At 56.9% G+C, this 21,598-nt stretch carries 14 protein-coding genes; 3 read left to right on the top strand and 11 right to left on the bottom strand.

Going from position 1 to position 21,598, the window contains the following annotated elements; genetic code table 11:
* Window positions 1–192 precede the first annotated feature (192 nt).
* From FOB47_RS20775 to FOB47_RS20785, 3 genes are all read left to right on the top strand, one after another.
* The gene (locus FOB47_RS20775) at window positions 193–2,154 is read left to right on the top strand and encodes a sensor histidine kinase (RefSeq protein WP_244959350.1); all 1,962 of its coding nucleotides are present in this window, start codon (window positions 193–195) and stop codon (window positions 2,152–2,154) included.
* Window positions 2,135–3,463 carry a sigma-54-dependent transcriptional regulator gene (locus FOB47_RS20780; protein ID WP_174781996.1) on the top strand — a complete coding sequence of 443 codons (1,329 nt, stop codon included), beginning with the start codon at window positions 2,135–2,137 and terminating at the stop codon, window positions 3,461–3,463. The genes FOB47_RS20775 and FOB47_RS20780 overlap by 20 nt, the downstream gene beginning before the upstream one ends.
* Before the next feature lie 508 nt (window positions 3,464–3,971).
* A complete protein-coding gene (locus FOB47_RS20785) occupies window positions 3,972–4,727 on the top strand; it encodes a CatB-related O-acetyltransferase (RefSeq protein WP_174781997.1) in 756 nt (251 codons plus the stop codon).
* 242 nt (window positions 4,728–4,969) lie between these two features.
* Here the strand turns inward: FOB47_RS20785 and FOB47_RS20790 are convergent, their stop codons facing one another.
* The 11 genes from FOB47_RS20790 to FOB47_RS20840 form a co-directional block, all read right to left on the bottom strand.
* Entirely contained in the window at window positions 4,970–5,638 is a 669-nt protein-coding gene (locus tag FOB47_RS20790) for an acyltransferase (RefSeq protein ID WP_174781998.1), read from the bottom strand.
* Between the two features lie 47 nt (window positions 5,639–5,685).
* Complete coding sequence (locus FOB47_RS20795; protein WP_174781999.1) at window positions 5,686–6,954, bottom strand: glycosyltransferase family 2 protein; 1,269 nt, start codon at window positions 6,952–6,954, stop codon at window positions 5,686–5,688.
* A 191-nt stretch (window positions 6,955–7,145) separates the two neighbouring features.
* Complete coding sequence (locus tag FOB47_RS20800; protein ID WP_174782000.1) at window positions 7,146–8,315, bottom strand: nucleotide sugar dehydrogenase; 1,170 nt, start codon at window positions 8,313–8,315, stop codon at window positions 7,146–7,148.
* A 49-nt stretch (window positions 8,316–8,364) separates the two neighbouring features.
* A complete protein-coding gene (gene galU / locus FOB47_RS20805) occupies window positions 8,365–9,234 on the bottom strand; it encodes a UTP--glucose-1-phosphate uridylyltransferase GalU (RefSeq protein WP_174782518.1) in 870 nt (289 codons plus the stop codon).
* A 110-nt stretch (window positions 9,235–9,344) separates the two neighbouring features.
* Window positions 9,345–10,439, bottom strand: coding sequence for a UDP-galactopyranose mutase (gene glf / locus FOB47_RS20810; protein WP_174782001.1), 1,095 nt, complete (start codon window positions 10,437–10,439; stop codon window positions 9,345–9,347).
* 6 nt (window positions 10,440–10,445) lie between these two features.
* A complete protein-coding gene (locus FOB47_RS20815; RefSeq protein WP_174782002.1) occupies window positions 10,446–12,488 on the bottom strand; it encodes a glycosyltransferase family 2 protein in 2,043 nt (680 codons plus the stop codon).
* 151 nt (window positions 12,489–12,639) lie between these two features.
* Entirely contained in the window at window positions 12,640–14,394 is a 1,755-nt protein-coding gene (locus FOB47_RS20820) for an FkbM family methyltransferase (protein WP_174782003.1), read from the bottom strand.
* Window positions 14,391–16,073, bottom strand: coding sequence for a hypothetical protein (locus FOB47_RS20825; RefSeq protein WP_174782004.1), 1,683 nt, complete (start codon window positions 16,071–16,073; stop codon window positions 14,391–14,393). Before FOB47_RS20825 ends, FOB47_RS20820 begins: the two co-directional genes overlap by 4 nt.
* 138 nt (window positions 16,074–16,211) lie before the next feature.
* The gene (locus tag FOB47_RS20830; RefSeq protein WP_244959351.1) at window positions 16,212–17,654 is read right to left on the bottom strand and encodes a capsule biosynthesis protein; all 1,443 of its coding nucleotides are present in this window, start codon (window positions 17,652–17,654) and stop codon (window positions 16,212–16,214) included.
* 77 nt (window positions 17,655–17,731) lie between these two features.
* On the bottom strand, window positions 17,732–19,729 hold the full coding sequence (locus tag FOB47_RS20835) for a capsular polysaccharide biosynthesis protein (RefSeq protein WP_174782005.1): 1,998 nt from the start codon (window positions 19,727–19,729) through the stop codon (window positions 17,732–17,734).
* Between the two features lie 41 nt (window positions 19,730–19,770).
* A complete protein-coding gene (locus tag FOB47_RS20840) occupies window positions 19,771–21,408 on the bottom strand; it encodes a polysaccharide biosynthesis/export family protein (RefSeq protein ID WP_420839252.1) in 1,638 nt (545 codons plus the stop codon).
* Window positions 21,409–21,598: the final 190 nt, after the last annotated feature.

The raw sequence follows: 21,598 nt of genomic DNA on the forward strand, positions 1-21,598 counted from the left end.
AATCCGGCGGCCGGGCCTTTTTCATTGGCGATGGCATTCGGGGGTCTCACCCCATTCGGGGGTCTCACCCTGTTCCACCCGGACGTCAGTCCCAGGTTTTCTCCCCTCTGCCCTACCCCTCTCCCACAAGTGGAGAGCGGAACCGATGCCGAGCACCCGAGCTGGCTCACCGGGTGTGATAAAAGAGAGCGCATGCAGATAACCGCAATGCCGAACCGCCAGTCCTCCGCCGTGTCTTCCCCCCCTTCCCGCCCAGCCCCCTCCTCGCCGCCTCGTCCGCCCCGCCGCCAGCGCGGTCTCGCCGCCGCCGCGCAGCTGCTTGCGCTGCTGGCGCTGGCCGGTCTGGTCGGCCTGGCAGGCTGGCTGGGCTACCGCTATACCTTCGACGCCGCGCTGGCCCGACAGGCCGAACGCGGCCAGGTGCAACTGCGCCTGTACGGCCAGGCGCTGTCGAGCGAACTGGCCCGCTACGACTTCGTGCCGAGCCTGCTGTCGCTGGACGACGAAATCAGCGCACTGCTGGCCCGCCCCGACGACCCCGCCCGCGTTGCCGCGGCCAACGCGCATCTGGCAGCCGTCAATGCGCGCGCCGGCACGCTCGCCGTGTTCGTGCTCGACCGCCAGGGGCGGGTGCGCGCCACCAGCAACTGGCAGCGCCCCGACAGCTATCTGGGCGAAGACCTGAGCTTCCGCCCCTACTTCCAGGCCGCGATCGACGGCCAGCTCGGCCGCTTCTACGGTGTCGGCACCACGCGCGACGAATCGGGCTACTACCTGTCGGCGCCATTGGGCAACGGCAACGGCCAGCGCCCCAGCGGCGTCGCGGTGGTCAAGGTCGGGCTCGAGCCGCTGGAGCAGCGCTGGCAGAGCGCCGACATGCAGATGCTGCTGTCCGACGAGAACGGCGTGGTAATCCTCGCCTCCGAGCCGTCGTGGAAGCTGCGTGCCCGCCGCGAGTTGAGCGCCGCGCAGCGCGAGCGGCTGAACCGCAGCCTGCAGTACAACCGCGCGCCGCTAGAGCGGCTCGAATTCACCCGGGTGCGGGCCATGAACAACGGCGACGCGCTGGTGCGCATGCGCCGCGGCCCATCGATGCTCGAACAGAACGCGATGCTGCCCGGCACCGAATGGCAGCTGACGCTGCTGACCGATACCTCGCAGGCGCGCATGGCCGCGCTGAACACCGCCGCGCTGTGCGGGGTGCTGACCGCCTTCGTGCTGCTGCTGGGCGCCGCCTGGAACGTGCGCCGGCGCATCGTCAGCGAGCGGCTGGCCGCGCGCGCCGCGCTCGAGGCTGCCAACAGCGAGCTCGAACGCAAGGTCGCCGAACGGACCGCCGACCTGACCAGCGCCAACCATCTGCTGCAGACCGAGATCGCCGAACGGATCCGCACCGAGCGCGAGTTGCGCCAGGCGCAGGACGGCCTGCTGCAGGCCGGCAAGCTGGCCGCGGTAGGACAGATGTCCACCGGCATCGCGCACGAACTGAACCAGCCGCTGGCCGCGCTGCGCACGCTGTCGGGCAATACGCAGAAATTCCTGGCGCGCGGCGACCTCGCCACGGCCCAGGACAACCTCGGCACCATCATCGGCCTGGTCGAAAAGATGGGCCGCATCACCGGCGCGCTGAAGTCGTTCGCCCGCAAGCCCGGCCGCAACGGCAAGGGCAGCGCGCTGCTGGCCGATGCGATCGACAACGCGCTGTTCCTGCTGGAGACACGCGTACAGGCGGTGCGGCCGGAGATCGTCCGCGATGTCGACCGCACGCTGGCGGTCGCCTGCGATCCGAACCGGCTCGAACAGGTGCTGGTCAATCTGATCGGCAATGCGCTCGACGCGATGGCGGCAGAGCCGGCGCAGCGGCCGCCCCGGCTGGAGCTGCGCGCGGCGGTGGCCGAAGGCATGGTCCGCTGCACGATCCGCGACAACGGGCCGGGCCTGTCCGAGGAAGCGTTCTCTCGGCTGTTCGAACCGTTCTTCACGACCAAGCCGGCGGGACAGGGACTGGGCCTGGGCCTGACGCTGTCCGCCGGCATCCTCGACGAATACGGCGGCACGCTGGTCGCCAGCAATCACCCCGACGGCGGCGCCTGCTTCACGATGGTGCTGCCGATGGCCGGCAAGGAGACGCACGATGGCGCCCAAGCTCAATGATCTGTCGGTGCTGATCGTCGAGGACGATCCGGACGTCCGGCTCGGCTGCGAACAGGCGCTGCGCCTGGAAGGCATCGCCACCCGCGCCGTCGGCACCGCCGAGGCCGCGCTGCAAACGGTGGCCCCGCACTTTCCCGGCATCGTCGTCACCGACATCCGGCTGCCCGGCATCGACGGCATGGCGCTGCTGACGCAGCTGAAGGCGCGCGATGCCGCGCTGCCGGTGATGATGATCACCGGCCATGGCGACGTCGGCCTCGCGGTGCAGGCGATGAAGCAAGGCGCCTACGACTTCCTGGAAAAGCCGTTCGCCCCCGAGCGGCTGGTCGAGGTCGCGCGCCGCGCGCTCGAACAGCGCCGGCTCGCGCTCGAAGTCGCCGAACTGCGCGACCGGCTGGCGGGCCGCGAACGGCTCGAGGCGCGCTTGATCGGCGTGTCGCCGGCAATGGAACGGCTGCGCCGGCTGATCGCGGATCTCGCCGACACCAGCGCCAACGTGCTGATCCACGGCGAGACCGGCACCGGCAAGGAACTGGTGGCGCGTTGCCTGCACGACGCCAGCACCCGCCACGCGCGCAACTTCGTGCCGATCAATTGCGGCGGATTGCCCGAGCAACTGTTCGAAAGCGAGATCTTCGGGCACGAGGCCGGCTCCTTCACCGGCGCGGCGAAGCGGCGCATCGGCAAGATCGAACACGCCGAGGGCGGCACGCTGTTCCTCGACGAGATCGAGAGCATGCCGATGTCGATGCAGATCAAGCTGCTGCGCGTGCTGCAGGAACGCGTGGTCGAACGGCTCGGCTCCAACACACCGGTGCCGGTCGACGCGCGCGTGGTCGCGGCGACCAAGGCCGACCTGAAGGCGCTGTCCGACGCCGGCCAGTTCCGCGCCGACCTCTACTACCGCCTCAACGTGATCACGCTGGAACTGCCGCCGCTGCGCGAGCGGCGTGAGGACGTGCCGCTGCTGTTCGACCACTTCGTCGCACAGGCAGCGCTCCGCTTCGAGCGCGATGCGCGGCCGGCGTCCCCCGCCGAGCTGGCCCGCCTGGTCGCCTATCCGTGGCCCGGCAACGTGCGCGAGCTGCGCAATCTCGCCGAACGACATGTGCTGGGGCTGGGATGCAATCCCGAACAGGGCACCGACGAACCGGCGCTGTTGCCGCTGGCGCAGGCGGTGGAGCAGTTCGAGCGGGCGTTGATTGCGGATGCGCTGCGGAGGAATGAGGGGAATCTGAGCCGGGCTAGTGAGGCGTTGGGGGTGGCCAAGACTACGTTGTTTGACAAGGTGAGGAAGTACGGGCTTTGAGTCCACGTCCCAGTGTCACCCTGAGAACAAGTAGCACGCTAGGGAAACGCATGTTCCGTCGACTTAAGCACCGAGCGTCGGCACTGTCTGTTGGACGCCCCTATACCTGCGCCCGACGGAATCGCCGCTAAGGCCGACGGCATTACCCAAACGGCCGGTAATCGGTTGAGCGACAGATTCACGGTAAAGCAGGCGAGCGTAGTACCAGTGGAGAGATTCATACGGTAGGCGCCGATAGTGCTGTGTGATCCGGTGGCATCCGCCCTGCCCCTTATAATGCCGCCCAGCAAACAGAGGCGTCGATGAATAACATCAAACGAAGGGAACGGAGCCGGGCCTTCCGTCAGAGCGCGGGGGCATCGCGGCCGCCTCACGCAATCTCGCGAGGCTGTGCCTCCTAAGGCCGAAGGAAATCGAGGCCCACCCTCACCCTCGAAGATATATGGATCCGCCATCTTCAGATCCACCAAGCGATCGCGGATCCAACAACGTCGCACTAGTACATATCATGGGACGCATCACTATAGACCAGCGCTTGTTCGAGCTCTTTGACAAGCATCTGATTGAGCGGAATGCAATGGCCACGAGGGTTCGCTTCCGCATTGGCGAGGTGCTTCGATATAAGCCAACGGGTACGGTTACCGAGGCCTACACTCGCCACCCGCCCGGCCTAATCATGAGTCTGGGCGCCATGACGCACGTGGTTGAGGGAGGCGGCGATCTACTTCATATGAGGACCGGGCGCTATTGCAGTATTGCGCGAAACGTTTCCGTCGCGAATGGCAATCATCCGATGCATGCCGTAACGACGAATCCGTTCCACTACCACCAATACTACCTCGACAACATGCCCGAGGAACTACGTTATACAGGAGCTCAGCAGCCATTCACTCGGTCGTACGGAATGGTCACCGTTGGCCACGACGTTTGGATCGGGGCCAATGCGCTATTCAAAGGCGGCATAACAGTCGGCCATGGCGCTGTAGTAGCGATGGGCGCTGTAGTAACGAAGGATATCCCTCCGTACGCCGTTGTAGGCGGCAATCCGGCGAAGATCATTCGGTACCGCTTCCCCGATGAGATCATCCAAGGCTTCCTGGAATGCCAATGGTGGAGCTATCACCCGAAAGGCTTTAAACATCTCAACATGAACAATCCCGAAGAGTTTCTGAGGGAGTTTCTGCGCTTGAAAGACAGTGGCGACCTCGAGGTATGGAGGCCACCTCGCGTTGAAATTAAAGACAATGAAATCCGGGAACTCTGATCAAATACGACGCACGGAGCGTTCCGCGCGTCGTAAGCGAACTGGCAGGCAAAGCCAGCGTTGTGAACAGTGTCAGCAATCGCTCCACTGCCCGCTCACCGCCGAGCACGTCGGCAAGCACTCGGAGAGCGTCACCGGTTTCCGCTCGTCTATGGGTAACGGTCGCGGAGTCCTCGCGACACGACGGCGAAAGTTAGATCGGCAACCAGCCAGCTGTAAGTAGTCAGTTTTCCAGCGAACGCTCACTGAATATTTACGCGCCGTTGACGCTCATACTCGGGGATCCGTGAGCGGCTCCAACCAACATTTCGCTTTACAACCCTGGCAGGCGCGCCAGCCAGCGCGACGTTTTCCTCCAGGTAGCTCTTCGATACAATTGAATTGGCGCCTATAATTACATTACTCGCGACCTCAGCACCCTTCAAAAAAGTCGCACCCGCCCCTATCCAAACGTGATCCCCAATTTTTATCGGACGCGACCTATTGATAACATCGCCGCTTCCAACATCAAAAAGTGTATGACCATCCGCAGCGCGAAACAAGATATTGGAACTCAACATACAGTCCTTGCCAATTTTCACGCTCAAATTCTCGTCATCAAGGAGGGCAAAGCGGGCTCCTTCGATAGAGCAACCGCTATCGATATACAATTCCTTGACCTTGCACAGACATGCGGTTTCTATTTTTGTATTTTTTATACCTTTTTCATGAGTTCTTTTTACTACTATTCTTGCCATACCGCCAGCAACAATCTTTGTATTCCGAAATACTGACCCCTCATCAATCTCGACGACCCCTCCAAGGCGGCCTTGGAAAATAACCTCCAAGCCATCTATTCGTGGATTCTCCACAACGTCGCCATTATCACGCACCATTCTATAGATGCATCGCCCTAGCTCCAGATCAACCATAAGCATCTATTCCAGACTTGATTGAACAATATTCGCTAACGGGGCATTCAGCATAACTGCCTATGTGTCATCATGTCGGAAAGTAGCTCCGCCACTTCGCGCGGCACATTTTTCGACAGGTTTGCTTTTTCACTATAAAGTTCCGAACTCAAACGCGGCCTGTCCTGCACTCGCAGGGTCTCAATATGCCAATGCGACCATTCTTCCCAGTACTTCAATCGCTGCGCAGCCCCGGCTTTGCTGGAATAGCCGGTCGACGGTGCTGTCATTAGGGAACCCTGCCTATGCGAGCCGAGTGCTAGAGGTTGACGTACTGCGTACACTGAGTCGTTACCGAATACTAGTCGCAATCGGGCAGCAAATTCACTATCAGCCCCTGTTCGCACGCCATCCCATATCCCAGCATATGAAAGAACCTCTTCGCGGCGAAAAAGTAACGAGGACAAATTCAGGCGCATCAGTGGGTACACTGCACGGGCATAGTAAAATCCGTCATCCGTCATCCGCAACCAGTGTGATGTCGTACCAATCAGCCGGTGGTTCTTCAATAAAGGTTTCACTTGGCGCTCAATCTTAAGCGGGTGAGACCAATCATCCGAATCATGGCAGGTAACGAATTCGCCGCGAGCTAGCTTTAATCCTACGTTCTTTGCAACGTACGTTCCTACGTTTCGCTGCAGGCGAAGAACTTTGACGCGACGATCTTTGTCGGCCCACTTCTGTAAGACAACCGGGGTATGGTCTTCGCTTCCGTCATCAACGGCTATTAACTCGATATTCTTATAACTTTGCCCCAATATGGACCTAATCGCACTATCCACTCGCTCTGCAGTCTTGTAAGTTGTCATGAGGACACTCACTAGGGGGCCGTCCACAGGACTTACTGATGAGGCACATCGGACGTTACAAGGCGAGGGTGGCAATGTATCATCAATGAGCTCAACTGCCGGAACTTCGCGAGCTAATAGAAAAGCATTCAACCGTCCAAGTTGATCGCGTGGCGGTCCACGATGCACATTTGCACGATAAAGATGAAGCTCCGGGTCAGTCGCAATTTCCGCTGGGTTGAGCACAGCGTCAATAACACGCTGTGCGTCCTTGTTATCCCCTACACTTAATAACAATGCCGCCCGGAACGCTGCGGGCGCATGCATGCCTTCGAGAATGCGAAGGGCCAGCTCTGGCATAAAGGCGGCCATCGCCTTCGCCAGCGTCAGGCGATGAACGATCCACTCGGGCCGAAATAATATTTTGCGAACTACTGTCTCCGCCTCTGCATAGCGTCCGCATGCTGCAAAGGCGACCGCTTTCGCCACGGACGTCCGCCAGTCTTGTTGCCGACAGTCCAGGGTCGCCACAGTTGCGTACATGTTGAGTCGATAATAGGCCCACACGCGCCAAGCCTCCGCAGGCCGCCTGCCCCGCCTCGCTCGCGCAAGTGCGTGAGCAAATTGGCCTCGCCGCACATGCCAATGCGGAAGAATATAGCTCAACATTGCAAATCCACTCAGAAATCTCCGCCGAATAGATCCCGGGTGTAGACTCGCTCCCGAACATCACAAAGCTCTTCGGTGAGCCTGTTTGCAACAATCACGTCTGCCTGTTCTTTGAATGCCAAAATATCGTTGACTACCTCGGAATGAAAGAAGTGCGATTCCTTAAGCACCGGTTCGTATACGATTACTTTCACGCCTTTAGCTTTAATTCGCTTCATTATCCCTTGCACCGAAGAGGCCCGGAAGTTATCGGATCCGGCCTTCATGATCAAGCGATAGATTCCGACAACCTTCGGTTTGCGTGCAAGGATATCTTCCGCCACAAAGTCCTTCCGTGTCCGGTTTGCTTCGACAATGGCATGAATCAGATTCTGCGGAACATCCTTATAGTTCGCCAATAGCTGCTTCGTATCCTTGGGCAGACAATAACCGCCATATCCGAAAGAAGGGTTGTTGTAGTGAGCGCCGATTCGCGGGTCCATACATACGCCATTGATAATTTGCACCGCATTCAAACCGTGGACGGCCGCATAGGTATCAAGCTCATTAAAGTAGGCCACCCTCATCGCGAGATAAGTATTGGCAAACAGCTTGATTGCCTCCGCTTCCGTACTCTCCGTAAAGAGAACCGGCGCATCCTTCTTGATTGCACCTTGAAGAAGCATTTCTGCAAACACCTTCGCCCGCCTGGAGCGCTCCCCGACGACAATGCGACTTGGAAACAAATTGTCGTGCAGTGCCTTCCCTTCACGCAAAAACTCGGGAGAAAATATTACATTGTCGCAACACAGCTCTTTGCGAATACGGCTTGTGAACCCCACCGGCACGGTCGACTTGATTACCATCACGGCGTTCGGATTAAAGATGATAACGTCTCGAATCACCTCCTCCACGGAACGCGTATTGAAGTAGTTAGTCTGTGGATCATAATCGGTGGGTGTAGCAATGAGCACGAAGTCGGCGCGTTGATATGCCTGCCGCTTGTCGAGCGTCGCGCGAAGCGACAACGTACCTCCTCTCAAATATCTCTCTATATCCGGGTCAGCGATTGGAGAGATTCTGTCATTGATCTTGCCTACCCTCTCCGGATCAATATCCAGTGCCACGACCTCATGATTCTGTGCCAGTAGCACAGCGTTCGACAGACCCACATAGCCGGTACCGACAATAGTGATTTTCATTCTAAAACATTCTGAAACGTTCGCGATCGCTAGCAATTAGAGATCAGCGCTATTTTGCATTGAAGCGCAACTTCAACCATTCACTGTACTGCGCACCAACCTCTGCATGTCGGATCCCCAAATCCACCGTAGCTTGTAGGAATCCCAACTTGCTTCCACAATCGTATCGGGTACCTGCATAGCGATATGCAAACACCTTTTCTCTCCTCAGCAGCCGCGCTATACCGTCAGTAAGCTGAATTTCTCCACCCACGCCCCGCTGCACCGCCTTAAGTTCGGCAAATATGCCGGGCGTCAGGATATAGCGGCCCGCGACCGCCAGCGTAGTTGGTGCATGCTCGGGCTCCGGCTTTTCAATAATTCCGGTCACGTCAACTAGCTCTCTGCCAATCTCTGCGCCGGACACGATTCCGTACTTTCTGGAATGCTGGCGCGGAACGTCTTGCACTGCAAGAACGCTAGCTCGCCACGCTCCGTACTGTTGCACCATCTGAGCCATTACGGGAGGGGTACCGACCATCAAGTCGTCTGCCAAGATCACCGCAAATGGTTCCTGCCCAACCAACTCCTCTGCGCAGAGGACCGCATGCCCCAAGCCTAGGGCTCGCGGCTGCCTGACGTACACACAGCTCATGTCGTCAGGCGCGATCGATCGAGCTAGCGCCAGCAGTTCGTGCTTACCAGCAGCCTCCAGTTCAGTCTCCAACTCATATGCCGTATCGAAATGGTCCTCAACACTCCGCTTGGTGCGTCCAGTCACAAAAATCATTTGGCGAATACCGGCCGCGTATGCTTCCTCGACTGCGTACTGAATCAGCGGCTTGTCGACCACGGCAAGCATTTCTTTTGGCGACGCCTTGGTAGCAGGCAGGAATCGCGTCCCCAAGCCTGCAATTGGAAATACTGCTTTTTTTATCATTGCTTCTTCAATCTCTTCAAAAGAGCCTTCAGACCAGCCACTGCACCGTTTAATGTAGTGGCCTATCTGGAACAAACATGTCGTTACGCGAAAACGATTCTTCCCAGTTTTTAGATTATTTTTCGGAAGCAGGCCATTGCCGACCCTATGACCTGGTGCATGTCATAGTACATGTACTCTGAGAGCCGTCCGCCAAAAATAACGCCCCGCTCATCTTCCGCAAGGTTCCGGTATTTCCGGAACGTTGAGATATTCCTTTCATCGCCGATAGGGTAATAGGGAACCTTGTCGCGCGACCATTTATCCGGTATCTCCCGCGTGACAATAGTCTTAGCTGACGCATTCCCGGGCTCGAAGTGCTTATGCTCAATAATTCGTGTCCAGGGCACCGACGCATCCGTATAGTTAACTACGGCATTACCCTGATAGTTGTCCACATCGAAAGTCTCCGATTCAAATCGAAGTGTTCTGTATTCGAGCTCGCCAAATCGATAATCGTAAAACTCATCAATTCGACCGGTAAAGACAACCGTTTTCGCGAGGCCGTTCCAGTGCGCGCGCTCGTTAAAATAGTCGACACCTGTCTTTACTTCTATATCCTCCAGCATTGCGCCGAACATCGCGGTATAGCCACCGACTGGAATCCCTTGATACTTGTCATTAAAATAATTATTATTCCAAGTAAAGCGAACCGGCAGGCGCTTAATGATCGAAGCCGGCAATTCTCGAGGCTCCCTCTGCCACTGCTTGCGCGTGTAATCCCGAATCAACGCGTGATATATATCCGGGCCAACGAGAGAAAGCGCTTGCTCCTCGAGGTTCCGAGGCTCCGAATCGAGCTTCAATCGCTGCGATTCTATCTTCTCTCGTGCCGCCTCTGGTGTGGTCACACCCCACATTTGATTGAAAGTGTACATATTGAACGGCAACGAAAATGCGCGGCCTTCGTGCATCGCAACCGGGCTATTCCGAAAATTGTTGAACTTCGCGAACCGGTTGACAAACGCCCAAATTCTGTCGTCGTTGCAGTGAAAAATGTGAGGCCCGTAAACATGAACGTGGATGCTCTCACGCTCCTCGGTATAACAGTTTCCACCAATATGCGTGCGCTTATCAATAACAAGGCAGCGCTTACCAGCATCCTTGGCCAGTCTCGCAAACGTCGCGCCGAACATACCGGCACCTACTACCAAAAAATCATACATATTTTATCACTTCCTTACTGGCAACGACCGCTTGAATGATTCCGCTCTTTCGGCGTACTCGACCAATGCATCTTTCGGAATGCGTCGTTCGGCCCAATCAATCAAATGCTCAGAAAACCGGATCCATTTAGGGATCAAGTCCGAAAACTGTGCATACTTCTCCATGCTTGCTTGTGTGACACGCAAAGCTTCAAACACCATCATCCTTCTTCGATCGGTAATATTGGTGATCTGTTCGCGTGACTCAAACTTCCGATGAGTGCATACCGGCTCATCCGTGTAGGTAATCTTCTCCGCGGCGACCACGCTGTGCCAGTGGTACGGTATGTCGTTGTGGACGACCGTGGGCCCAAAAAAGATATTCTCATCGTGCAGGAAGTCGGTTTTTATAATCCGATTCCACGGATAATTTATTAGTCCCGCAACTATATTTCTTCTATCGTCGTGTGTCACCGCAGACTTAAGCTCTTTCCACAGCCCTTCATCAGCGTCAAACATACCTCGTGATTTTTTCGCATCGAAGTATTCGATTCGGTATTTAAAGAAATGTAAATCACTGTTCTCGCTTTTCGCCGCCTTTACTGCGGCACTCAGATTGCGAGCATCGATCACGTCGTCCGCATCAAGAAAGTACGTATACAGGCCCGTGCAGAGTGGAATAAGGGCGTTTCGCGCACGACCGGCGCCCTTATTCCCCTGCTGAAATACATGCAGGCCGGCGTATCGGCGCGACAGCTCATCGCAGACCTCAAATGTTCCGTCAGTAGAGCCGTCATCAATTATCAGCACATTGAACGATATGTCATTCAATTGGTACAGAGAGGCGACAGTTTCCGATATGAGGTCCGCACAATTGTGTGCTGGGATTACGACGGTCAGGTCGACGCTTGGATAAGCGGCCTGATAGTTATTAAATCGTCCCTTGAAGTTTTCTCGCAATTTTGCGGGTGGCATCTTATTACAATGCCGCTGGAAAATATTCGAAAGACGCTTCGCGACAAGAGATCTGACCGCGCCATTTTCCTGTCTATCTACTACCCAGCTTGATCTATAGCAATAGTCGTAAAACTCGTCGACCAGCGCCTGCTGGCAAGCCACATCCGGCTTGCTGAGATGGCGTGCGATCGTATTTACGTGGGAACACATCGCAGCCAGCTTATAGCTGGCTGAACTCATTGTCTGACCTTCGCGGGCCATTCGATGGTAGCTAATTACGGCGTCGGTAAGAACGACGCGCTCAGCTCGGGAGAGCACAAACCAGTGCAGCGGGTTGTCCTCGTAGAAATAATCACCTTCTGGATAATAGGTATGATTTTTTTCGACAAAGGTACGCTTGTAAAGCTTCCGCCATGGGACTGGCGATAACCTCAGCAGATCCGGATATGTAGAAGCGGATATAACCTTATTAATGGGAAGTGCTGCCCAAGACTTCTTGTCGTAAGCAACGCTAACCTCTCGTGAATCTTCAATAAACGTACAGAAATCACCGATGACTACATCGGCGTCACTCTCTTGCGCGCATTCGACGAGCTCCCTGAATCCGTTCGGTGTAACCCAATCATCACTGTCTACGAAGCCAATGTATCGGCCTCGCGCCAGCTTCATGCCAACATTACTCGGTATGCCGGCGCCACCTAGCGTGTTGTACTGTAGATGTACGACCCGGACACGGGGGTCCATACTCGCATACATTTGAATGATGTTTGCGCTATTGTCTGTCGACGCATCATTCACAATGATAAGCTCGAAATCCTTCAGCTCTTGAGAAAGAACGGTTAGGAGGCTTGCGTCGAGATACGGCGCCACGTTAAAAACGGGCATGATGATCGAAACTAGCGGAGCCGCCGGTTCGCATATGTCCGCATCAGCGGTCGATTGGGGGATTCTTTTTTCGAATGCGTCCGAGCTCTTGGAATGGAACAATGCTCTCGCGATGTTCGCCTCCGCATGCACATAGAGCGGGCTGTCCCGATTGATCTTCTGATACTCCCGAATGGCGTCGGCGTATCGCCCTTCTCTAAAAAACTTATTTCCCTGACGGATACTCATTCTTCGTTATTTATGTTCGACTGCGATTTGAAAGCACATATATAGAGCGCCAACCCGCATGGTTTCCTTCCGACGGCGTGCTTCCCCTTGGCGGGTCCATCGCCGATGACTGGAAGCAGCAACCCTGATCGCTTAGCACCACAGCAAACGATCAACCCTTCTGTTTTAATACTTCTATTTCTTTACGTAGCTTGTGTATTTCCAAGACCGCGCTGAGTGGATTTGCATCCGCGAACTTGGCACTCATATAGGCAACATTGCACCTACGAAGTAGTGGCGAGTCCTTCTGCCATTCGTTCTTTTGCTCATAGATCTTGAAGATGCGATAACCAAATTCCTGGAGAACCCGGTCTACATCGCCCAAATATGTTTGCTGCGTACCATGCAGGTTCAATCCGAGCTCAATGTAAATAAAATCGACCGCCTGCCGCCTCAAAATCTCTTTGGCACCGGCAATGATGTCCAGCTCCTTACCTTCGACGTCGATCTTTAGAATATCGATATGTCTGTCGGTAACAACCTCCAGAAAATCATCTAATGGTCGGCATGCCACCCTGAAGGCGCCGCTAACATCTCTATCGTCCACTATTTCATCGATGACCTTTGTCATCGAATTCGCCGCCAAGAAAGTGTGCGTGCGGGATTCGGAGGAGATGCCGATGTTGTAGCAGTGAAGCGAGGAGGCTTTCACGTCTTTGACGTTATCCTTCAGCTTCACGAAGCTCGCTGGATTCGGTTCAAATAGATGCGCCTCGCGAATCTTTATTTCTTTGGCACTACTTAGCTTCAGGAACACCTCACCGACGAAGGCCCCAACATCGACATAGGTTAGTGATCGCCCGTAGAAGAAGGGCGCAATATCCACCAACATATCGTCGATCTCTGCATCGCTACTGAATTTCCGCTCACTATTCGAAGCACTGCCTTTAGCGAGGTTGCTCTTGTTGAGCTCCTCTATCTGGCTCGTGAGCTCCATCACCCGTCGCTCGGCTGCGATTTTTTGCTGGGTGATTTCCTCAATCTTCTTTTTATGAGCACTGACCTCGCTGATCCAGCGCTCGCTCGATGTGCGCAATTCCTCGAGCCGGCGCTCGTACTCACGAAGAGTTGCTTGTGCCGTCTCAACTCCATCCTTCCGAATTTCGTCGATTTGGCGGTTTAGTTGAGCGGTGACCTGGTTGAAACGCGCTACCTCTTCTGCCACCTTCTTTTCGAGGTCCGCCGATTTGAACCGATGGACACGCTCCGATGCCTCGACGTCTCGCACCCACAATGCATGCGCGATTGCCGGGTGGCGCCCAGCATAGGTCCCGAGATGCAGATAGCCCCGTGTCTCGAGTTCGTCCGATACTTCCCCTTCGCCTGCACCATCGATAACCGGGCTGTTCGTACCCAGCAAAACGCGCAACACGATCACGTCCCAAGCACCAGCTGATTCGCCATCTCCCTTGATAAGGGGAAGTACCGGCAGACAGTCGACGATTAGCCATGTTGCCCTGGGGGTCGATTGTGCATGCACCCGCGCTAACGTTACCGTTGCACGAACCTCACTATCAACAGTTTCGATATTTGGCCATAGGCCAATCATCGCTTCCGGTGGCAGCAGACCACTCTCAGATGCGAGGCTGGCACGATAGAAAGAACGGTGGCCATCGGCAGCAGCTACAACTTCCTTCTTGCAGACCCACCCGGATTGATCCTTTACGCCTTGCTGAAGTTGGGAGAATCGTGCATCGTCCCCCTCTACTAAGACGACGTTCGGAACGCGGGCGTGACGGAGCCAATCCATCAACTCACCCCTTCCCGCTCCCGCACCAACGTACAGCACGCCCTTGGGCGGCATCAATATGTGAAGGTGCTGCAGCCATGACAGTACGGTTGTAGCTTGTGGGATGCGATTTGTCATTGAGCGGCCTTTTCAGTCCTAAATGCGCGTACCTCGGTGCGAATGGCAAACGGCAACCGAGGCCACCGAATTGGAGAACGAATGTGATCGAGAAGAACTTGTCCAAGTCGATAGGACAGGTGCCTCCTCACTCGTTCCGCATCCTTGGCATCGCTGTATTCAGACAGCTTCGGAAGCTTGGTGCTGGCCATCGCTAGTCGCTCAGCACGGAAACGCTGGGTTTCACGAACCAAAGCCCATGGCATAGAAATCCACCCACCGATGGATCGAGAGTGCTGGATCATGGTAGCTCCCAAGCGGTAGGTTAATTGGCGCTTTATTCGTTCTCCCGCCCCAAAGTAGGTCTGCTTCTTTGGCTTTGAGGGGTTCTTCGATGCCGCCTTCAGAGCCTGGTATTCCAAGTAGTTTCGTTCGAGGTCTTCCTGTGTCCGGTGGAGCTGCGCTAGAAGCGCCTCATTTTGGCGAAGGAGATCCTGACTGCGCGCCTCCAGGCGAGATGATTGCATTTGGCTTTGGGAATTCGCCTTCTGGAGCGCATTCTGCAATCCGTCAATGACAGTAGATTGCCGCTCCAACTCCATCACCCTTTGTTCGAGCTCATCCTGAGTGTCGTGCAATTTTGCAGTCAACGCAGAGTATTCTTCCTCGACCCGCAGTCGGCGATCTCGCTCCAACTTCACGCGATCCAACTCCTTCGTTGTGGCCTTGAGAAGCTCCCTTTGCTCTGAGAGCTCCTCTCGCGCGCGTTCAAGCTCGCCGAGTCGGCTCGCGGCAAGTTGTTCGACAGCCGTCAGAGCTTCAATCCGCTGCGAGTACTGGCGGTTGTACTCAAGGCTCTTATCGAGTTCATACCGAAGACAATCCAATGTCTTGCAATGTTCGTGCGCTTCAGCTTGAACCTTTACCAAAGCGCGCCAAGCGCCCAATACGTCCACCCCTACAGATTCGGTCGCGACAAGAGGCAACGAGGCCATCGACTGAAGCTCGTCATATAGTTCATTGGCCCTCGGAAACCCTCGGATCGCGGTCTCCGCTAGGAACTCACTCAACGCCTCCGGCGGCGTAGCGTTGCTTCCCGGTACGACCTGCAGCGAGTGTGAAAGCTCATGGCGACCATCGCCCGTCGTCAGCGCAAACATTAGCGATCTGGCGCCGTCATCGTCCAGGGCGGCAGGTACATGCAAAGGGGCCCCGATTCTCGCCCGGACCTGTTGAACATAGCGACTGACCGAGCGCTCCACCTGCTGCGCGTGTACCAGCAGCGCCCGGTCTGCGTTACGGTGATAGAAGCGCAGGAGTTCTTCGTTATAGTTGCACCAGCCATCAACCCGCTCTTGAAGCTTGGTGCTTGAAAGGTCCGCACAGGCTTCGACCTCTCGAGTCAGCAGCGTGCGAGGAGAGTCGTATACCAGGACAAATGCGATGCTGGGATCCAACGATTTCCAGTATTCCAGCAGGCGTATTGCGAGCGGGTCTGCCCACCCCCATACAGGGTGCTCGAGGTTACCGAGCATCAGGTCTAATGCCATGCCATGCCAAACTGGTCCAACCTCTATTTGGCCGAGCGCCTCACGCGAACCTAGGGGGGAATGCTCTTCTGCACCGTGCGCGCTTATCAGTATTGCGTCGATATCAGCCGGCAGCAACTCCTCTCGCCGTGAACGGGATGCCTGTTTCATTCCACATTCATTTAGGACGCTTTCCACGTATCGATAGCGTGATGTGGGATGACCCACGATAAGAATTTTGTTCATAGCTTAGCCGCCAGGTTGTTTTGACAGAAGCGTGGCCCACTCGTTTTCATGATCAACACAAGCTCAGCCCCGGAACACATTGATTAAGCCACTAGTAAACTGCTTCAACGGCAATAAAGCCGTCTGATTCGTGCCGAGGAGATCGCCGACGATTAAGCAAAGCGCGCAAAACCACTTAAGGTAAAATCGCCGGACTCCGGATGGCTCAGCATCCACGTCAATCAGGTAAGTGTCTGCATAAAATGACGAATTGATCTGCGACGAATGGATCAGGTTATTTCTAAATCGTGTGAATGCCCGTGTATCGACTGGTGGGCAGTCCGTCCAGAACGCATCAATGGATCCCTGGTACGTCAGTCCAGCTTTCGCATAGAAGCAGCGGCCAAGCGCAATGACAGGCACGCGGTGATAGAGTGCTTGCAAACCGGCGGTCGAATTGACCGTCACAAGACCACGACAGTGATGAAGAAGCGAGGGCAAGTGTGCATCGTGCAAATACAGCACGCGACCGATCGCGCCGAATCTGGCTGCGCAATTGGCAATAGTCACCGCATAGTTCGTATGCCCTCGGTCCATCGGATGGTGTTTTACCACCAGAATTGCATCGGACGGTGCATAGTTCGCAAAGGAATAGACCACCCATTCGATAAAGTCGTCCATCCGCTTCCACGGACTATGGACGCGAATCTGGCTGTCGTTGTACACCTGCAATGCAACGAGGAAGAATGGCGGGTGATCATCAGCAAGCAAGCGTTTAATTGAATCTCGCTCTTTCTGGGCATACAGTACCCTTCGAACGCCCGCCCGGATCCACTGAGCCGCCTCATGAAGACCAAACGGCTTATGGTGGCGATAATGTGGGTATGCCTTCTGCCCCACTACGCCAGCGGCAAAATAAAGGAATGAGTGCCACGCCATCTTGCGGAACGTATTTTCGAACCTCTGTCGTCTCAAAGGTCGCGGTACTTCGGGAATCTGATCCAGACTCAGCTTGACGAGCGGCGAATCGGCATTCACTCCGTTTGCTTCAAGAGTAATGTAATCCGGACGAACGTAACCCTCTTCAAAAACCCAAAATGCAATACCTAGCTCACTGGCCACGCGGGCTGCGATGCGGTGATGGCGCCGGCTACTGCCAAACACGACTACAGCGTCGACCTGGCGGTCCAATATTAGTCGCCGCAAGAACACGTCCCACTCGGGCATCGGTTCTTTGAAACGCACGACCGTACCGCCCCTATAGAAGAGGTCGTCTCCAGCGTTGAAGTTGACTTTCGTCACAGCTCGGCCAGCCGCCTGAAGGTAATTCCGAAGACGGGCAAAGAAGGGGCCATTGGGACCTTGTAGCAAAAGGACGTGCTTATATTGCAACAAGCGATGAAAGCCCATGCGCCCCGTTGCGCCAAGTCCATCTGACGGGGACGAGCGCCGTGCAGCGCCCTCATCCTCCAATGACGGCGAGCAAGAGCCTCGGCTATGAAGCTGGCTCTCCTTAAGAATCAACATTGTCCCGCTCCTTCGTCCGCGTCATAGCAATACCGGAGAAATCAATCCGGGAGTCCTCATCGTCCGCGGCAGCCGTCTCATGCTTCTCGCCGAGCCGGCCTAGCCCAGTGGCGCATCAGCGGTTGAACGAATTTGCGCCACCCTATACGACTGTCGATGCTGCCTTTGGCTTTCCATGCGAGCATGTAGTCGACGGCTTGCTCGGCAGTCGCGAATCCACCCGCGACACTACCGAGTACGTATCTGGGATACAGAATCAAAGCGCCCGCCACCAGCATGTCGAGACTCAGTCGACGCTTACGCCGAATCACTGGAACGCGGTCGTGCGTCAAACCCCAACCCGAGTAGAACGGCGCGCCATGCGTTGTAACAGGCTTGCCCCGCAGCAATGCTTCGAAGCCGGTGAGCGAAGTCACTACGTGAACCCGGTCCACCGCATCGATGAGCTGGTGCATCGGATAGTCGGTAACCAACTCGTCGCACAACTCCCGCAATGCGAGTTCCTTTGAACGACAGCCCCTCAATCCGGCGATTACGTCGGGGTGCGGTTTATAGACGAGATAGGCATCGGGCTCGATGGCCCTGGCGGCCAAGAGCAGTTCACGATTTGTTCGTATCCCCGTCGCGCCGTAGCGGAGCGACGCGTCGGTTTCGACCTGGCCGGATACAAGTACCACCGAATGTTCGGCGGACGGCCTTTCCCATTCGCCATTACCTACGTTGTACTTGGTGAGCCCGGCCCGCACGATTGACTCGCGTAAAGCTCGTGCGCGCTGCAATATTGGCGCGTCAAAGACGGCGTGGGAAAGCAGGGACTCGAGGTCGGATTGCGTTGTCGCGTCGTAGTAGATCCCGCTACGATCGAATACCCAAGACAAAGGCCGAACGAGATGGGCGCCAAGTCCCACGGAACGCAAAAATCCATCCTCTACCGTCACGATTGAGAGGTCCCGCGGGGCTGGATCGCCATGGCCTCTCCCCCATCGCAGAACAGTCGCGCCTGGCGGGACGCTATCGACCTTTCGGTGGAACTTTACGTCGCTGCCCTGAAGAAAGCTTTTCAAGATTGGACGCTTCCAACGGGAGAATCCAACGGCGTGGACCGATTTTGGAAACTGTCCGCGCAGTTCTCGTTGCAACGCAAGGTAGGCAATCGCGTCCTCCACCTCCCAAGGGGCACCACTAAATGGGTCTACGTAGCGGGTGTAGCGCACCAATGCAGCGTAAGCCAGTTGCGAAAGCGAAATGGGCGTACGGCGCGCAGGTGGAGGCAGGAGATCCTCTGTGAGACCCCATCCCGCGTAGAAAGAGGCACCGAAGGTATGCACACGACAACCGTGGAGCAACGCTTCAAAGCCGACCTGTGATGTGACCGCAAAAACCGCAGTTGCGTGACGCAGGAGAGGGACCACGTGAACGTCCTCTGACATCCGGTGTATCCTCGGATGCTTCGCCTTTGCCAGTGTTGAGCTCAGGTACCCGAGCTTTCGCCCCAGTGCCACTTCAGGGTGCACTTTGACAATAACCTCGCAGTCCGGATATTGGTCTAGCGCAGCCTCGAGCATTTTGGCGAAGTTGCCTGCATCGGCCATTCCGAAGCGGACGGAAGCGTCGTTAAGTGTCTGATCCACTACAACCACATAGGGCTTTACCGGCAGCGATATCGGCTCACGGGCGTGGTTGTATTTCGAGATTCCCGCCTCGCGCCATGCTTTTAGTAATGCATCGGTTCGCGATGCTTCTGCCGCGCTAAGGGGTTGCAACGCCAAGTGCTCGAAGAGGGACGGTGCGGTCGCGTCGTAATAGATGCCGATGTCATCGATCACCATCGAGCAAGAAGCCGCGCCGGCGCCTGGCGACACCGACCGAACGAATCCATCCTCCAGCCGCAGCAAGCGACCTCCATGCTTGCGCACGTATTCCTCTGCCCGCCTGGCGCTAGGCCGGCGCCCCCAAGCCACGACGCCATTGACCTGTGGATCGAAGTACGGCCCGCGCAGCATCTTCACCTCTTCAGCGAGGAACGACGAGAGGTGCGGAATTCGGTAAATCCCGCGCGATAGCACGCCGAGCATGAATGTGTTCCCAGTAAATTCGCCAGTCTGGCGGCGCAGGATTAAAGTCCCAACACCACCTTCGCACTAATCGCAATCTGATAAAGAATCTGGAACACATCCTTGGCGAATTGCCGCGACTTGAAGTCGACCTTCGGCAATACCAAGATCTCATCCCCTGCCTTGATCTCCGGATCGCGCTTGCCATCGGAGAAGCTGCCGTCGCGGTGCGCGATGATCACGCGCGACGTATCGGCGTTTTGCGAATAGCCGCCCGCCTGTTGGATGTAGTCCTCGAGGTCCATGCCCTTGTCGAAGGCGATGGCGTTCGGGAACAGCACTTCACCGTTGACGACCACCAGGCCGTCCTTGATCGGTACGCGCAGGATGTCGCCGTTCTCCAGCAGCAGGTCGTCGCGGTTGGCGGACTTGGCGATCAGCGTCTGGCCGGTCGGCTCGATCTTGCGGGCGCGTTCGACCCACTGGAGCACCAGCCCTGCTTCTTCCTTGCGCAGTTGGGCTTCTTCGGCGGTGCCGGAGCGCGCGGTCAGCACGCTCGATTCCAGGCTGCGCAGCGCGGTATGCAGCAACAGCTTCTGCCGTTCCTTCACGCTGGTGCGGAACATCTGGATGCTGTTCGGATCCGACTGCGGCGTCATCTGGATCTGGCTCAGCAGCTGCCCGACGCGGCTGCCGTACGGCAGCACGAACTCCTGCGGGCCGAGATGCTCGCCTTCGACGCGGACCGTGATCGTGCCGGGGCGCTTGTCGGCGGTGAATTCGACCTCATCGCCGTCCTTGATCTGGACGTTCGGCGCCTGCGCCAGCGGGTAGTACTCGGTGTTGCGGACGGTGCCGGTATTGCGAACGACGCGGACATTGGTCGACTGCGGCAGCGGCTTGGCCATGCTGGCGATCTGCTGCAGCGTCGTCGCGCTGCCCATGAATTCGAAGCGCTTGGCGTTCTCCGCCAGTCCGCTGACCTTGACGGTGTTCTTGCGCGGCTGCACGAAGATCACGTCACCGTTGTTCAGCTGGCGCGAGGCCAGTTCGCCTTTGAGCAGGAAGTCATACAGGTTGACGACGGCCAGCGTTTGCGTGCCTCGCTTGACGGCGACGTCCAGAAACGAGCCACGCTCGGGATCGATGCCGCCCGCCTGGTCCAGATAGCGCAGGATGCTGTCGCTGGAGGTGCCGGTGTACAGGCCGGGCCGGTAGACCGCCCCGGTCACGTAGACACGCACCGGTTGCGCGGCCAGCAGACTGGCGTAGATCGAAACATTGCGGGCGAACGCCTTGCGCAGCGCGCCGGTGATGGCGCCCTGCAGGTTCTCGTTGGTGATGCCCTGCACGCGGAACGGGCCGACTTCGGGCAGCAGGATATTGCCGCCGGCATCGACAGTCAGCACGGTATCGACGTTGTAGCCGTTCCACATGCGCAATTGGATCCGGTCGCCGACCGACACCACGTGGCTGGGATTGAAGATCGAGGCGCTGTCGCGGCTGAAGGCACCGGTAAACAGATTGGCGCCGAACACGTCGCTGGTCAGGTTGGCGCTGTAGTCCGCTTGCTGCGGCAGGCCGGCCGCCTGGCCGGCCGAATCGAAAGCGGGCACGCGTGGCTCGCCCACCGCGGCGCCGGGCTGCATTGCGGCGCCTTGAATACCGCCGGCACCGGGAGCGGCGATTCCGCCCTGCATCGACATCGTCGACATATTGGTCGAGTACGAAGCCGCAGGCGCGGTGCGGGCGCGCTGGGTGCCATAACCGCGGGTCACGCCCTCGGCGGCCTCGACGGCCGGATCAGTGGAACGCGTCTGCGCGTGGGCAATACCGATACCGCCCATCAGGGCAGCGACCAGCGCGGATAGAGAAACGATAGTCCGAAAC

Origin of the sequence: Cupriavidus gilardii (assembly GCF_013347325.1) — a bacterium.
GTDB classification, from domain to species: Bacteria; Pseudomonadota; Gammaproteobacteria; order Burkholderiales; family Burkholderiaceae; genus Cupriavidus; species Cupriavidus gilardii.

Bases quoted from the DNA above. Each gene is read 5' to 3' on its own strand.
- FOB47_RS20775 (WP_244959350.1), top strand. From the start codon at position 193: ATGCAGATAACCGCAATGCCGAACCGCCAGTCCTCCGCCGTGTCTTCC.
- FOB47_RS20780 (WP_174781996.1), top strand. From the start codon at position 2,135: ATGGCGCCCAAGCTCAATGATCTGTCGGTGCTGATCGTCGAGGACGAT.
- FOB47_RS20785 (WP_174781997.1), top strand. From the start codon at position 3,972: ATGGGACGCATCACTATAGACCAGCGCTTGTTCGAGCTCTTTGACAAG.
- FOB47_RS20790 (WP_174781998.1), bottom strand. From the start codon at position 5,638: ATGGTTGATCTGGAGCTAGGGCGATGCATCTATAGAATGGTGCGTGAT.
- FOB47_RS20800 (WP_174782000.1), bottom strand. From the start codon at position 8,315: ATGAAAATCACTATTGTCGGTACCGGCTATGTGGGTCTGTCGAACGCT.
- galU (WP_174782518.1), bottom strand. From the start codon at position 9,234: ATGATAAAAAAAGCAGTATTTCCAATTGCAGGCTTGGGGACGCGATTC.
- glf (WP_174782001.1), bottom strand. From the start codon at position 10,439: ATGTATGATTTTTTGGTAGTAGGTGCCGGTATGTTCGGCGCGACGTTT.
- FOB47_RS20815 (WP_174782002.1), bottom strand. From the start codon at position 12,488: ATGAGTATCCGTCAGGGAAATAAGTTTTTTAGAGAAGGGCGATACGCC.
- FOB47_RS20820 (WP_174782003.1), bottom strand. From the start codon at position 14,394: ATGACAAATCGCATCCCACAAGCTACAACCGTACTGTCATGGCTGCAG.
- FOB47_RS20825 (WP_174782004.1), bottom strand. From the start codon at position 16,073: ATGAAACAGGCATCCCGTTCACGGCGAGAGGAGTTGCTGCCGGCTGAT.
- FOB47_RS20830 (WP_244959351.1), bottom strand. From the start codon at position 17,654: ATGTTGATTCTTAAGGAGAGCCAGCTTCATAGCCGAGGCTCTTGCTCG.
- FOB47_RS20835 (WP_174782005.1), bottom strand. From the start codon at position 19,729: ATGCTCGGCGTGCTATCGCGCGGGATTTACCGAATTCCGCACCTCTCG.
- FOB47_RS20840 (WP_420839252.1), bottom strand. From the start codon at position 21,408: ATGCAGGGCGGAATCGCCGCTCCCGGTGCCGGCGGTATTCAAGGCGCC.